The sequence below is a fragment of the Rhodocyclaceae bacterium genome (assembly GCA_020248265.1).
Classification (GTDB): Bacteria; Pseudomonadota; Gammaproteobacteria; order Burkholderiales; family CAIKXV01; genus CAIKXV01.
This window is the reverse complement of sequence record JADCHX010000001.1, coordinates 13,675-27,270: the sequence shown is the minus strand read 5'-3', so window position 1 is coordinate 27,270 and position 13,596 is coordinate 13,675. Positions and strand designations below refer to the sequence as shown.

Below are 13,596 nucleotides of genomic sequence, written 5' to 3'. Positions count from 1 at the left end.
CGAAAACGTTTTCGACGTAGACTGTCCGGATGCGATCCGGCTCCTCATCGCCCCCGCCGTCCCCAGCGACCGCCGCGGCCCGTTCCCGAGCCGGCACCGCGGTCCGCAAACCGTTGTCGCTCGCAGATTTCGCCCGGCAACTGGGACTGTCGCCCAGCACCGTATCCAAGGCGATCAACGGCCGCGCCGACGTGAACGCCCAGACGCGTGCCCGGGTGCTGGCAGCGGCCGCGGCGCGACAGTTCACCCCCGACCCGGCCGGTCGACGGTTGCGCCGGCAGACCGCCGACACCATCGGCTTCGTACTTTCCGCGCCGCAGGCGCATTTCGCCCACCCCTTCTTCCTCGACATGCTCACCGGCATCGACGAGGCCCTCGAGGGAACGCCCTACCAGACCATCATCGCCTCGGCCCGCAGCCCCGAGCGCGAGATGGAGTGCTTCGTGCGGCTGGTGGAACAGCACCGGGTGGACGCCGTGCTGTTCGCCCGCACCCGCCGCAACGATCCGCGCATCGCCTACCTGCTCGAGCGCAAGGTCCCGTTCGTCGCCTTCGGTCGCAGCGAGTCGCCGAAGGCCTATCCGTGCATCGACATCGACCACACCGTAGTCGGAAACGCTGGCTGCGCCCGGTTCATCGCGCTGGGCCATCGACGCATCGCCCAGATCACCGGACCGAGCGACCTGATGTTCACCCACCACCAGCGCACGGGCTATGCGCAGGCGCTCTCGCAGGCCGGCCTCGCCTTCGATCCAGTCCTGCAGGTCGAGGAAGCGCTGACCGAAGAAGGCGGCGCACGCGCCGCCGGGCTCCTGCTCGGCGCGCCCAATCCGCCCACGGCCATCGTATGCGGCCATGACCTGATGGCGTTGGGCGTGATGCGCATGATCGCCCAGCGGGGCTTGCGGCCCGGACTCGACATCGGTGTGATCGGTGGCGACAACCATCCGATCGGTGCCCTGATCGACCCACCGCTGACCAGCTTCACCGCGCAGACGCGCGAGGCGGGGCACCGGATGGTGCAGATGCTGATGGCTTCCCTCGCCGGCACGCCCGCCCGGCAACTGCAGGAAGTGTGGGTACCGGAGCTCATCGTGCGCTCCTCCGACGGCCCGCGCCGCCCGGCGCTGGCCAACCAGTACCGGACCGCCACCGCGAAGCCCAAGCGGGAGCGCTCCGTCGCCTAGTGGATTCGAGACAGGAGACCGTCATGAAACGACTCGTCCGGCACCAGAGTGCATTGCGCGGCGCAGGGCTCGGTGCGATCGCGCTAGGGCTCGGGCTCGCCACGCTGGCACAGGCCCAGTCCTATCCCGACAAGCCGATCCGCCTGATCATCCCGTTCGCCACCGGGGGCTTTGCCGACATCGCTGGCCGGACGATCGCGCAGGCCTTCGCCGAGACCCTCGGAGGAAGCACCGTCCCGGATAACCGCGGCGGTGCCGGCGGCCTGATCGGCGCCGAACTGGTCGCCCGCGCACCGGCGGACGGCTACACGCTGATGCTCGGCTCCAACGGACCCCTGACCGTTGGCCCCGCGCTGTATCCCAAGGTGCCCTACGACCCGCTGCGCGACTTCGCGCCGATCAGCATGCTCGGCTACACGCCGATCGTGCTGGTGGTCCATCCCACTATCCCGGCACGCACCGCAGGCGAACTGGTCGGACTGCTCAAGACCCGAGCGAACCAGGTCACGGTCGCCTCCCCCGGCATCGGCACCTCGGCGCATCTGGCAGGCGAACAGTTCCAGGTGCTGACCGGAACGCGCCTGGTACATGTGCCCTACAAGGGCAGCGGCCCGGCGCTCGCCGACCTGATGGCAGGCCATGTCGCCGTCGCCTTCGACCCGCTCTCTTCGTCGCTTTCCTTCATCCGGGCCGGTAAGCTGCGCGCGCTGGCGGTCACCACGCCCAGGCGCGCACCCTGGATCGACACCGTGCCCACGCTCGAAGAAGCCGGTGTGCGCGGCTACGAGGCAAGCACCTTCGTTGCGCTGCTCGCCCCGGCCGCTACCCCCCGCCCGATCATCGACCGGCTGAACGCCGCGACGCTCAAGGCACTGGCCGGCACCAACGTCCGCGACCTGTTCAACCAGTTCGCCACCGTGGTCAGTGGCAGTACGCCGGAGCAACTCGGCGTCTTCCTCAAGGAAGACCTCGCCCGCTGGACGAAGGTCATCAGGGAAGCCAAGGTCAAGCCGGAGTAGTGCGCAAGCCGTCGCACCGGTCACCCGCCCTCGCTCGCCCCGCGTCACAGGAGAACACCCATGATCGCCAATAAACGTCGCACCGCGCTCTCCGTGGCCGTGCTGGCCCCGCTCGCCGTCCTTGGCGTGCGACCGGCGCAGGCCGCCGACGTCTACCCCCAGCGCGCGCTGCGCATGATCGTTCCGTTCCCACCGGGCGGGGCGACCGACACCATCGCCCGCCTGGTCGGGGCTCGGCTGGCGAGCACGTTCGGCCAGCCGGTGGTGCTCGACAACCGCCCCGGCGGCGGGACCGTCACCGCGACGGATATCGCGGCCAAGGCGGCGCCAGACGGCTACACGATGCTGGTCGTGACGGCTGCATTCACCGCCAACCCCAGCTTGCTGGCACGCCTGCCCTACGACAGCGAGCGTGACTTCGCGCCGGTATCGCTGATGTCCTCATCGCCCAACCTGCTGCTGGTCACACCATCCCTGCCGGTGCAGTCCGTGCGCGACCTGATCGCCTACGCGAAACAGAACCCGGGAAAGCTCAGCTTCGGCTCGGCCGGAAACGGCACCAGCAACCACCTGGCCGGTGAGATGCTGCGGACCCAGGCCGCGATCGACATCGTGCATGTGCCCTACAAGGGCGATCCGCCCTCGATCACCGATCTTATCACCGGACAGATCCAGATCCTGTTCATCGGACTTGCCCCGGTAGCGCAGCACATCAAGGCCGGGCGCCTGCGCGCCATTGGTGTCGCCGCGCAGAAGCCCAGCGCCCAGCTTACGTCGGCGGCACCGCTTTCGGCCAGCGGCCTGCCGGGCTTCGAATCGGCCGTATGGAACGGCATGGTCACGCGCAGCAATGCACCTGCCGCGGTGATCCAGCGATTGCATGCCGAAATCGCAAGCGCGCTCGCGAATCCCGAAACGCGCGACCAGGTGATCGGCCTCGGGTTCGATCCGATCGGCAGTTCCCCGACCGAGTTCCGGGACTTCCTGCGTGCCGAAACCGCCCGCGTGAGCAAGACGGTCAAGGCTGCAGGCATTCGCATCGATTGATCCCGAAGCGGTGCCTGCGTCAAGGGCTACCGCCGTCGAAAGCCCGGACGTGGCGGGCTATTCGATGACGAGGGCCCGCACCGGGGTTGCTTCCACGTTCATGATCTTCAGCGGTGCCGCGACCAGCGTTACCCGATCCTTCGATATCTGGTCGAGGTTGGTCAGGTAGGGCATCGTGACGACGCCTGCCTCCAGCAGCACGCGCGCGAGGGAGTTGCGGGTCTGCCCTGGCGCCTTCGCCCCGTGGTAGAAGTCCACCCCTACGAGCACGATGCCGCGGTCGATCACCCACTGCAGCGCATCGGGTGTGAGGTGGGGCGTGACCTTCTTCCACTCGTCGATCTCCATGTCGAAGTAGCGCTTGTTCAGGTCCGTGCGGATGAGCAACCGGTCCCCTCGCTTGATCTTGTCGCCGATGCGGACTTCCAGGTTCTCGGCCGTTATGCCTTCCGCAGCCTTCTTGTCGGAAAAGTTGGCTACCACGGCATCGCCCACGAACGTGCTGAGCGGGAGTTCATGCACCTGTTTGCCGCCCTTGACGAAGTGCTCGGGTGCATCGATGTGGCTTCCCGCATGCAACCGCATGTGGACGCCACGGACGATCTGTCCGATGCCCTTCTCCGCATCGTGTTCCTTGATGACTTCGACCTCGAACTGCATGTCACGCTTGAAGCCTTCCATGACCTGCATGCGGAAATTCTTCTCGTCTACTTCAAGGCTGATATCGACGATGCGACCGATGGGCAATGTCATGCGGACCTCCTGAGGTTGGCGACGATGGGCAGGTTGCGATGCAGCAAGGCGGCTTGTGCGTTGGCATGGCATTGCAGATCGTGGAAACGCAGCCGCGCTGCACAACATCCACGCGTCATCGCGCGCTCTTTCTTCGATACTATCCGAAGAAAGAGCCGCGTCAAACGGAGGATGAATACCTTGAAGCTTTCAGTGTGCATGCCTCCGGCATTGATGCTGGCCGGAAGCCTCTTTCCGGCCATGACTGCCTGGGCTGCCAGCCCCGCCGCGTATCCGGTGCGTCCCATCCGGATGATCGTGCCGTTCCCGGCGGGCAGTGCGACCGACCTGCTTGCCCGGGTACTCGCGCAGAAGCTGGCTGCTCCACTCGGGCAGAACCTGCTGGTGGACAACCGGGGTGGCGGAAGCGGCAGCATCGGTGCATTGGCGGCAGCGCGTGCAGCGCCCGATGGCCACACGCTGATCCTCGGGGGCCTCAGCATGCTCGTGGTGGCGCCGGCGGTGAACCCCGGCGTTGGATACGCGTTGAGCGACTTCGCGCCCATCTCGAACGTGGTGACGGCACCGTATGTGCTCGTCGTGTCGGAGAAGGTCGCTGCGAACAACGTCAAGGAACTCGTCTTGCTTGCGCGGGTCCGACCTGGCCAGTTGAGCTACGCATCTGCGGGCTCGGGCAGCCTCGCCCATCTTGCCGGCGAACTGTTCTCGCTGAAGGCGGGGATCAAGATGACACATGTGCCGTACAAGACGTCGGCGCAATCGGTGGTCGACGTGGCGAACGGAAACGTCCAGGTGCTTTTCGGCACGCTCGGGCCGATACTGCCGTTCATCCAGGGGGGGCGGTTGCGGGTGCTCGGCGTCACGGGACGCAGCAGGCTTGCCGCGCTTCCGGATGCGCCCTCCATAGCTGAAGCTGCCCTGCCGGATTACGACGTCGTCTACTGGCTGGGCATGCTCGCTCCGGCCGCGACGCCGCCGGCGATCATCGCCCGCCTGAATCGCGAGATCGTCGACGCGCTGGGCATGCGGGACATCAGGGAATCACTCACTGCGCAGGGCCTGGACCCTTCCCCGACGACTCCGCAGGCGTTTGCGAAGCTGCTGCAGGAAGACGCCGTCAAGTGGCGACAGGTGATCAAGACAGCCGGCGTGCGCGGAGACTGATCGGCCACGCCGGGCCGCTGCGTTTCATCGCGGGATTCGCACTGCAGGCAACGTCCGCACGCCCGTCATTCCGGCCTGATCTTCTCCCGCTGGATCACCGCCTTCCAGCGCGCACTGTCTGCGGCCATGAACTGCCCGAACTGCGCGGGCGAACCTGCGACCACGTTGGCGCCGTCCCGCTTGAGGGACTCCACCACGTCGGGGGAGCGCAGTATCGCGACCACGGCGGCATGCAGGGTCCTGACAACCGCATCCTGCGTGCGTGCGGGCAGCAGCATGCCGTACCAGACGCCGGACTCCACCTCGGGCGTGCCGAACTCCTTCATGGTCGGTACGTCCGGCAGGCCATCGAAGCGCGTGGTTCCGGTCACCGCCAGCGCGTTCAGGCGGCCGGCCTTGATCAATGGCAGCGCTACCTGGACGGTGTTGAACATGAGCTCGACATGCCCGGCCAGCAGGTCCGTGATCGCCGGGCCGGTTCCCTTGTACGCGATGTGCTGCATCGGGATGCCGGATTCCTTCGCGAGCACCAGTCCCTGCAGGTGGCTGGGCGAACCGATCCCGGTGGACGCGAAATTGAAGCCGCCCTTGCCGGCCTTCGCCGACCGGGCAAGCTCGGGCAGCGTGCGGGCGCGAAGCGCAGGATGGGTCAGGAGCACGCTGGGGGAGGTCGCGATCAGCGTGACAGGTGCGAAGTCCTTCAGCGGGTCGTACGGCATCGACTTCAGCAGGTGCGGGTTCACCGTGGTCTGCGCGGGCGTGCAGACCAGGATCGTGTAGCCGTCCGGCTCCGCCTTCGCGACGAGATCCGCGCCGATGATGCCGCCACCGCCGGCCCGGTTGTCGACGACGACCGACTGGCCCCAGGCCGGTGACAGGCGTGCGGCAAGCAGCCGTGCCAGGACATCCGTCGTCCCGCCCGGCGCGTAGCCGAGCACCAGGCGCACGGTCTTGGAGGGATAGGCCGGCGCCTGGGCCAGCGCCAGCCCTGCCTGGAGCAGCCCGTGCAGCAGGAGGGTTGCCGCGATCGTCTGGCGTTTCATCGGACTCGTGCGCGCTCGCGCTCTAGACGGGGATCGAACCGATGCAGCTCGTCCGGTACATCAGGCGGCGCTGCGGCAGCTTGTAGTCGAAGGTGGCCAGGTGCTGCGTGGAGCAGTTGTCCCACACGACCACCTCGTTCTCGGACCAGCGGTGCCGGTAGCCGAATCTCGGGTCGAGGATGTGTGCCTGGAGCGCCTGCAGCAGCGGCTCGCTGTCCTCTTCGGGAACGCCGAGGATCCGGGTCGTGTGGCCATCGCTGACGAACAGGTTCTTCTGCCCGGTCACGGGATGGGTCCGCACGACGGGATGGACCCGGTCCGGTGCGTTTCCCCGCTGCCCACCCGACAGTACCTCGCGCTTGAGTACGCCCATCCGGCGCTTGCGCTCGTACTGCTTCTGCACGCTGAACTCTGCCTTGAGACCGTCGACCTTTGCCGACATCTCCATCGGCAGGGCTTCATAGGCGAGGCGCGTGCTGGCGAACACGGTGTCGCCAAGCGGCTCGCCCCGATCGTCCCTGGGGACTTCGACGGAGTAGAGCAAGGTGCACAGGTCGGGACGCTCCATGTAGGCGCCGTCGCTGTGCCAGAACACGCCGGCGTCGGGGAGCCCGACGTGACGGTCGCCTTCAAGGATGTTGGATACCCGATGCAGTCCCTCGTATCCTGGAATCGAGTACTGGTCGTTCAGGGGGATGCGCAGGGTTCCCAGCGACCTGCTGAACCGTACGATGTCCTCCGGCTCGAGGGCCTGGTCCCGGAACACGAGCAGCGAATGCTCGGCCATCGCCCCGATGATCGCCGAGGTCAAGGCAGCGGGGACAGGCTGCGAAAGATCGACGCCGGAGATCTCGGCACCGAAGGGGGCTGCAAGTGCATGTATCTGCATGGCGCTCCTGGCGAATGCCTCAGCTGCACGCGACGAACGCATGGTAGCGCTTCGCCGGGCGGCCTGCCGACGATGGCAGAACCATGCGGCCGTTCCGGCGCTGGCGATGGGTACGTCCGCTGTGCTACGTTCAGGAAGCGGTCTGCCGCAATCCCATCCCTGCGCTGGAAACCAGATGAGTCGTCCTCGATCCGTATTACGCAAGCCGGTGCCGGCGCTGCCCGCGTCGCTGGCTGCAACCCTAGCGGCAGAACGCGCGCTGTTCGCACAGGGCCAGATCGCGCTCGCGCAGATGGAAACCTCATGGGGATCGGTGCAGCAGCTCGGCAAGCCGGGCGTCGCACCTCAAGCACGTGCAGCCTGAACCGATCGCCGACCTGCACGCCCGCCTGGTCACCGGCGCGTTGCGCATCCCCGACCTGATCGGCCGGTCGCTCGACGCTATCGCCCGCCTCAACCCGACCTACCGCGCGTTCTCCCACCTGGCCGTCGATGCGATGGCCAGGGCCGAGGCCATGCAGGCCGACCTCGACGCAGGCCGCATCCGCAGCGCGCTGCACGGCCTGGCGGTGAGCGTGAAGGGCAGCATACCGGTCGCCGGCATGCCATGGACGGAAGGCACGAACATCTTCCGCACGCGCATCGCGCCGCACGATGCCGGCATCGTGCAACGGGTGCGCGCCGCGGGTGGCATCGTGCTCGGCACCACCACGCTGTCCGAGCTCGCGATGTACGGCGTGACCAACGCTTTCGAGCCGATGGGGCTCAATCCCTGGGATGTGTCGCGCACTGCCGGAGGGTCTTCCACCGGGGGTGGCGTGTCCTCTGCGCTCGGCATCACCCAGGTGGACATCGGCACCGACAGTGGGGGCTCGATTCGCAATCCGGCCTGCCATTGCGGCGTGGTCGGCTTCATGCCGCGCATCGGTGGTCTGTCGATCGCCGGCAAGGCGAACCATGCGCCAAGCCTGTCGACCATCGGGCTGATCGGCCGCAGCGTCGTGGATGTCGAGACGGCATGGGACGCGCTGGCCGACGCGCCGGGCGCGCGCATCGATGCGCCGCGGCGCCGGCTGCTGGTGCTGCGCGAGCTGGTGGACACGATGTGCGACGACGAGACGCTCGCTCTGTTCGAGGCAGCCTGCGCACGCTTGGCCGAAGCCGGCTTCGAACTGGTCGATGGTGAGGTGCCGGGCTGGATGGCGGGCGAACATGCGGCTGGCGTGGTCTCGCTGTTCGAATCCGGCCGTGCACTGGCCGGGATGGACATCTCGCTCGCCAGCGACGGCATCCGCTTGCGCGCGGCCAATGCAGCAAGACTCGATGCCGCGACGGTGGATGCCGCGCGTGCGGCGTGCGCCGCGCTGCGCCAGGCGTTGCCGGCGGCATTGAAGGCCGCGGGTGCGGGCGCGGTGCTGACCCCCACCTGGCCGTTCGCGGCGCCCGGCCTCGAGACGCAGTCGCTCGAGGTCCGTGGCCGTACAGTGCCGATCGATCCGCACCGGAACTGTTTCGTACGTGCGGCCAATGCCGTCGATGCCTGCGCGATCTCGCTGCCGATGGGGCTCTATCCTGGTGCACGCGTGCCCGCAGGCGTGCATCTCGCTGCGCCGGGCGGCGATGAGCGCCTGCTGCTGGCGCTTGCCCGTACCGTCGAAGGCTGCCTGCCGCCCCCGCCCGCCCTGCCGCCGCTGTGATCACGCGATCCGTGCGCTGCTGGCGCAACGGCACGGATTTTGCAACACTCCGGCGGACAGGACCTTACTCAGGAGCAGCTTCGTGATCAGAATTGCAATCCCTGCCGTCAGCGCAGTTCTGCTGTCGGCCGCGTTCGTCACCACCGTCACCACCGTCACCACCGTCACCACCGTCACCAGCGTCGCACAGGCGGCACAGCCGGCCGGTCAGTATCCGAACCGTCCGATCCGCATCGTCGTACCCTATTCGGGTGGCTCGTCCGACGTGGCCGCCCGGTTGCTCGCGCCGAGGCTTTCCGATGCGCTGAAGCAACCGGTGCTGGTCGACAACCGACCGGGCGCGGATGGTCGTATCGGTACGCAGTACGTGGCCAATGCCAACCCGGATGGCCACACATTGCTGTCCATCCTGACCACGCATGCCATTGCCGGCGCGCTGATGAAACTGCCCTACGATCCGATCAAGGACTTCTCGCCGGTGGCAGCGATGTCGGTGGCGGAACTGGGCATGGGCGTGCATCCGTCTGTCCCCGCATCGAACCTGAAGGAGTTCATCGCCTGGGGCAAGTCGCTGCCGCAGCCGTTGACCTATGCCACGACCCAGATCGGCGGCAACCAGCACCTGGCGGGTGAACTGTTCACGCTGATCACCGGCGTGAAGATGACGCCGGTCCCCTACAAGGGCGGCGGCGATGCGATGGCGGCATTGCTGGGCGGCCATGTGAACATGTACTTCGGTTCGATGGCTTCGATGAACCCGGTGTTCAAGTCGGGAAAGGTCAAGCCGGTTGCGGTCACAGGCACGGCCCGCGACCCGGAGTTCCCGAACATGCAGACCTTCGCCGAAGGCGGCATCCCCGGGCTCGACATCCGCCTCTGGTACGGCATGCTGATGCCAGCCAAGTCGCCCCGGGAAGCGATCGACCGCATCTCGAAACTGGTGGTCGACAACGTGGCGACGCCCGACTTCCGCGCGGCGCTCGCCAAGCAGGGCATGAACCCGATGCCGATGGATTCGGCTCAGTTCGACAAGTTCCTGCGCGCGGAGAACACCCGCTACGCCGACATCGTGAAGCGGGCGAATATCAGGATCGAGCAGTAACGGTCAGTCGAGCGGCACGGTCCTGCCCAGGCCGCGCCGTTCGCCCTCGCGCAACGCATGGGCGGCGAAGGCGACATCGCCGATCGCCATGCCCTGGATCAGCGCGATGATCCGGTCCGATGGCGTCTTCCGGCCCGGCTTTGTGCCCGACAGCACCTCGCAGGCGAGCGCGTCGACGCGTGACCGGAACGTCGATTGGGTCAGGTGACCCTGCTCGATCCATGCGCCGCCATCGCCCATCTCGGCCGCGAAGTCCATGTCGTCCACGATGAAGCGCTCGGCCTCGGCCAGTACCGGATAGTCGACCTCGTTGTAGCTGCCCATCGAGCAGACGACCGCACCTGGCTTCAGCGTCCCGCCGAACACGAGCGGTGACGGCGACTCGGTCAGCGTGACCACCAGGTCGGCGCCCTCGACCGCCTTGTGGCCATCGGGTTCTGCGCGCATCGCTGCCTGGACATCGCCCGCCTGTGCGGCGATGAACGCCTCCATGTTCTTCATCTGGCGCGAGGTAACCCGAAGTTCCTTCACGTCGAGCGCCTGCGCGAGCATCGGCACGATCTCGCTCGCGATGCCGCCGGTACCGAACAGCGCGACGACCAGTGGCCCGGGGTTCACCAGCGCCTGTGCCGAGACCGCGCCGAAGGCAGCGGTGCGCAGCCGGCTCAGCCAGTGATCCGAAACCAGACCGGAGAGCTGGTAGCCCGCGTGGTCGTACACCGCGCAGTAGTTGGTGCTCATCGTGGTGGGCCCGGGATGCGACAGCAGGCGGATGCCGGAAGCGTTCAGGTAGCCGACGGCGGCCGCCTTGAACTTGAACTTCGGCCCGCCGACCGGCCGCGCGTCAAGCGACATCGCGGACGGCGAGGACAGCAGGCTGTGTCCCGCCGCCTGGTCGATCAGGGTGCGGCGTGCGAGGTCGAGAGCGGTGCTCGTGTCGAGCACCGAACGCACGTCTTTTTCGGAGAGGATGCGCAACTGGCCCATGGTCAGGACGCCTTGCGCACGATGCATGCGCACAACCCGCCACCGGGCGGCGCCTGGTGCACCGTGTTGGCCGAGATGAAGGTCCGGGTCGAGCCGAGGATCGATCCGATGATGCCGCTCATTGCGGCGCGCACATGCTTGTCCATGTCGAGGTGACTGCTCTTCATCGTGGTGCGCACGCCGCGCACCTTGCCGTCGGGCGCCGAACCGGCCTTGATCAGGGTGGCGACCACGCGCTCCGCATGTGCGACCTGCCCGTCCGCATCGAAGGTGCAGCCAGCCGCGGTATACATGTCGCGCAGCCCCTTGGCATCTAGCACGTCGCGCAGGAAACCGGTGTGCACGCTGAGGTCGCCGGCGGCGCCGGGCCGGTTGGCGAGCAGCATGATCTCGACGCAGTCGAGTTCGGCGCCGGAGAACACCATCGCCCGTTTGGCGTACAGGCTATGGTCGGTGTTGAACGCCTCCTGCACGATCTTCTCGCGCGGCACTTCGCCCAGCGCCAGGCCGGCACCGAGCGCGCCGACCGCCTTGGAATGCGCTGAGGTGACCCGGGTGTTGCGCACCGCCCCGGCCGTGGCCGGGATGTGGCTGGTGACCGGGGTCTTCACGATCACGAGCGCCACATCGTCTGCCTTCACGCCCGCCTCCCGCATCGCGGCTTCCACCGTTTCGGCGACGATCACCGCATGCGCCGGGGTGCCGATCTCCTCCGGCGTCAGCGAGCGGCTGCGTGCGCAGCCGAAGGCGAGCGCACTGCCCTGCCCCGCCGTCGCCGACGGCGCAGCAGCGGGTTCGCCAACCGCGTCTTCCAGGTCGACGAACAGGTAGCCGAACGGCGTCATCGCGCCTTCGCAGCCGGTCGAGATCAGAAAGGTCGACCGCTCGGCCAGTGCCTTGCCGCCATGTGCCTCGATGGCGGCGGTCAGGCTGAGCAGCGCGAATTCGCGCGAGAAGTCGTTGACGTCGGAGTTGCCCTCGGTCTTCACCAGCAGCGCGAGCTTGCGGATGCGCGCCGGTTCGAAGCGGGCGAGGTTGCGGCTGAAGTCACTGACATCGCCGGGGTTGGCGGTGTCGTAGGCAATCACATGTGCGGTCACGTTCTTCTCTTCGGTTCGTGCAGGGTCTGCAGGCAGGACTGGTTCAGGGCCGCGGCAATCCGACGTGGCGATGGATCGGCAGCGGCATCGACCATGCGCGCCTGTTAACCTCGTCGATGTAGGGCCGTACTTTAACGTAGCCAGCCTGGAGACGGTCGATGTCGGCGCGTACCGACGGCATCAGACCTTCGATCTCCGTGCGCAGCGCGGCCTCGTCGACGCGGGTGCTGCGTCCGTCCTGCACCACCACCTCGCCATCGACGACCACCCGCCGGATCGAGCGGCCGCTGTCGGCATAGACGAGCTGCCGGATCGCGCTGTTGTACGGCAGGTAGGCCGGGTCGGACAGGTCCACCAGCACCAGGTCGGCGCGGTGGCCGGGCTTGACCGCGCCGATCGATCCGGCCAGGCCAGCGCTGCGTGCGCCGCCGAGCGTCCCTGCGCGCAGTGCCTCGGCGGCGGTGACCCCGGTACGCTCCTGCGTACTGACTGCGACCAGCAGGCAGAACAGCTTCATCACCTGCAGCATGCTTTGCACGTCGCTGCAGCTGCAGTTGTCGCAGCCGAGCGCGATGTTCACCCCGAGCTCGCGATACTCGAGGATCGGTGCCACGCCGCTCTTGAGCTTCAGGTTGCTCAGCATGTTCAACACCACGCTGGTGCCGGTGCTGGCGACCTTCTCGAGTTCGTCGGGCTCCAGCCAGATCGCATGCGCGAGCGAGACGTGCGGGCCGAGCAGCCCGGTGTCCTCGAGCAGCCTGACGGCCGAGCCGCCGTGCGCCTGCAGCCGCTCGTGCGCGAAGATGCGCTGGGTGCGGCTCTCGTAGACATGGGTATAGACAGGCAGCGAGCGGCGGCGCGACAGGTCGGCCACCGCTTCCAGCAGGCCCGGCGAGCAGCGTTGCGGTGCCGACGGTGCCAGTGCCCAGCGCAGCATGCCGCCGCGGTCGCCGATGCGTTCCATCGCGGCTTCCAGGAAGGCCATCTGCGCAGCCGGCTCGTCGCGTGCGGTGCCGATGATGCCGTGCAGCTCGGCCGGCGCGAGCGTGTCGATCCAGGGGATGGTGTCGAGCTGCGACTGGTCGCGCACCGTCATGCCCAGGATGACCCGGATGCCCGCTTCGGCATAGGCATCGACGATGGTGTCCACCACCGCGTCGGAGAACGGCGCGGCGCTGTTCATGTCCTGCACGGTGGTGATGCCGTTGTGCAGGCATTCCAGCGCCCCGGCCAGCGTGCGTGCACGGACCTCCGCCAGCGAGCGCTTCGAGCCGAGCGGTCCGGCCAGCACGCCCCAGTGCTCGAGCGAGAGGTCCTCGAACATGCCCTTGGCCAGCACGTCATGCGAGTGGTAGTGCGAGTTGACCAGGCCGGGGATGGCCAGCATGCCCGACGCCTCTATCACGTCCGCGCCGGCGGGGGCGACCAGGCCGGTGTCGACCGCGGTGATCGCGCCGCCTTCGCACAGGATGTCCCGGGCGGGCGGGTTGTCGAGTTCACCGTCCAGGTCGAGGACACGGGCGCCGCGGATGAGCAGCGGTTTACGGGAAGGGGTCATGGCGATACTTCCTGTGATCACGTTCGGGAATGGCCCTAATATGCCCGATC

Annotated in this window: 13 protein-coding genes; 7 read left to right on the top strand and 6 right to left on the bottom strand. The window is 67.5% G+C overall.

What is annotated here, in order from left to right; all coding sequences use genetic code 11:
• Nucleotides 1–113 precede the first annotated feature (113 nt).
• Genes ING98_00130 through ING98_00120 form a run of 3 tightly spaced genes read left to right on the top strand, consistent with a single transcriptional unit; the run spans nt 114 to nt 3,253 of the window.
• The gene (locus tag ING98_00130; GenBank protein ID MCA3100258.1) at nt 114–1,187 is read left to right on the top strand and encodes a substrate-binding domain-containing protein; all 1,074 of its coding nucleotides are present in this window, start codon (nt 114–116) and stop codon (nt 1,185–1,187) included.
• Between the two features lie 23 nt (nt 1,188–1,210).
• Nucleotides 1,211–2,206 carry a tripartite tricarboxylate transporter substrate binding protein gene (locus ING98_00125; protein MCA3100257.1) on the top strand — a complete coding sequence of 332 codons (996 nt, stop codon included), beginning with the start codon at nt 1,211–1,213 and terminating at the stop codon, nt 2,204–2,206.
• A 60-nt stretch (nt 2,207–2,266) separates the two neighbouring features.
• Nucleotides 2,267–3,253, top strand: coding sequence for a tripartite tricarboxylate transporter substrate binding protein (locus ING98_00120; GenBank protein ID MCA3100256.1), 987 nt, complete (start codon nt 2,267–2,269; stop codon nt 3,251–3,253).
• A gap of 57 nt (nt 3,254–3,310) precedes the next feature.
• Here ING98_00120 and ING98_00115 read toward each other — a convergent pair whose 3' ends face one another.
• Nucleotides 3,311–4,006: a cyclase family protein gene (locus ING98_00115; protein ID MCA3100255.1), complete on the bottom strand. Its 696-nt coding sequence runs from the start codon at nt 4,004–4,006 to the stop codon at nt 3,311–3,313.
• Nucleotides 4,007–4,186: 180 nt separating this feature from the next.
• On the opposite strand from ING98_00115, the gene ING98_00110 reads away from it, so the two are divergent.
• Nucleotides 4,187–5,170 carry a tripartite tricarboxylate transporter substrate binding protein gene (locus ING98_00110; protein ID MCA3100254.1) on the top strand — a complete coding sequence of 328 codons (984 nt, stop codon included), beginning with the start codon at nt 4,187–4,189 and terminating at the stop codon, nt 5,168–5,170.
• Nucleotides 5,171–5,235: 65 nt separating this feature from the next.
• Here ING98_00110 and ING98_00105 read toward each other — a convergent pair whose 3' ends face one another.
• Entirely contained in the window at nt 5,236–6,213 is a 978-nt protein-coding gene (locus ING98_00105; protein MCA3100253.1) for a tripartite tricarboxylate transporter substrate binding protein, read from the bottom strand.
• A 22-nt stretch (nt 6,214–6,235) separates the two neighbouring features.
• The gene (locus ING98_00100) at nt 6,236–7,102 is read right to left on the bottom strand and encodes a TauD/TfdA family dioxygenase (GenBank protein MCA3100252.1); all 867 of its coding nucleotides are present in this window, start codon (nt 7,100–7,102) and stop codon (nt 6,236–6,238) included.
• Between the two features lie 175 nt (nt 7,103–7,277).
• On the opposite strand from ING98_00100, the gene ING98_00095 reads away from it, so the two are divergent.
• From ING98_00095 to ING98_00085, 3 genes are all read left to right on the top strand, one after another.
• Entirely contained in the window at nt 7,278–7,466 is a 189-nt protein-coding gene (locus ING98_00095) for a hypothetical protein (protein ID MCA3100251.1), read from the top strand.
• The gene (locus ING98_00090; GenBank protein ID MCA3100250.1) at nt 7,456–8,799 is read left to right on the top strand and encodes an amidase; all 1,344 of its coding nucleotides are present in this window, start codon (nt 7,456–7,458) and stop codon (nt 8,797–8,799) included. The genes ING98_00095 and ING98_00090 overlap by 11 nt, the downstream gene beginning before the upstream one ends.
• A gap of 82 nt (nt 8,800–8,881) precedes the next feature.
• Nucleotides 8,882–9,901, top strand: a complete 1,020-nt coding sequence (locus tag ING98_00085) for a tripartite tricarboxylate transporter substrate binding protein (protein MCA3100249.1) — start codon at nt 8,882–8,884, stop codon at nt 9,899–9,901.
• 3 nt (nt 9,902–9,904) lie between these two features.
• Here the strand turns inward: ING98_00085 and ING98_00080 are convergent, their stop codons facing one another.
• Genes ING98_00080 through ING98_00070 form a run of 3 tightly spaced genes read right to left on the bottom strand, consistent with a single transcriptional unit; the run spans nt 9,905 to nt 13,546 of the window.
• Nucleotides 9,905–10,915, bottom strand: coding sequence for a hypothetical protein (locus tag ING98_00080; GenBank protein ID MCA3100248.1), 1,011 nt, complete (start codon nt 10,913–10,915; stop codon nt 9,905–9,907).
• Entirely contained in the window at nt 10,891–11,988 is a 1,098-nt protein-coding gene (locus ING98_00075; GenBank protein ID MCA3100247.1) for a ring-opening amidohydrolase, read from the bottom strand. Before ING98_00075 ends, ING98_00080 begins: the two co-directional genes overlap by 25 nt.
• Nucleotides 11,989–12,031: 43 nt before the next feature.
• The gene (locus ING98_00070) at nt 12,032–13,546 is read right to left on the bottom strand and encodes an amidohydrolase family protein (GenBank protein MCA3100246.1); all 1,515 of its coding nucleotides are present in this window, start codon (nt 13,544–13,546) and stop codon (nt 12,032–12,034) included.
• Between the last annotated feature and the right edge of the window lie 50 nt (nt 13,547–13,596).

Bases quoted from the DNA above. Each gene is read 5' to 3' on its own strand.
- ING98_00120 (MCA3100256.1), top strand. From the start codon at position 2,267: ATGATCGCCAATAAACGTCGCACCGCGCTCTCCGTGGCCGTGCTGGCC.
- ING98_00080 (MCA3100248.1), bottom strand. From the start codon at position 10,915: ATGCATCGTGCGCAAGGCGTCCTGACCATGGGCCAGTTGCGCATCCTC.
- ING98_00070 (MCA3100246.1), bottom strand. From the start codon at position 13,546: ATGACCCCTTCCCGTAAACCGCTGCTCATCCGCGGCGCCCGTGTCCTC.
- ING98_00115 (MCA3100255.1), bottom strand. From the start codon at position 4,006: ATGACATTGCCCATCGGTCGCATCGTCGATATCAGCCTTGAAGTAGAC.
- ING98_00105 (MCA3100253.1), bottom strand. From the start codon at position 6,213: ATGAAACGCCAGACGATCGCGGCAACCCTCCTGCTGCACGGGCTGCTC.
- ING98_00095 (MCA3100251.1), top strand. From the start codon at position 7,278: ATGAGTCGTCCTCGATCCGTATTACGCAAGCCGGTGCCGGCGCTGCCC.
- ING98_00125 (MCA3100257.1), top strand. From the start codon at position 1,211: ATGAAACGACTCGTCCGGCACCAGAGTGCATTGCGCGGCGCAGGGCTC.
- ING98_00100 (MCA3100252.1), bottom strand. From the start codon at position 7,102: ATGCAGATACATGCACTTGCAGCCCCCTTCGGTGCCGAGATCTCCGGC.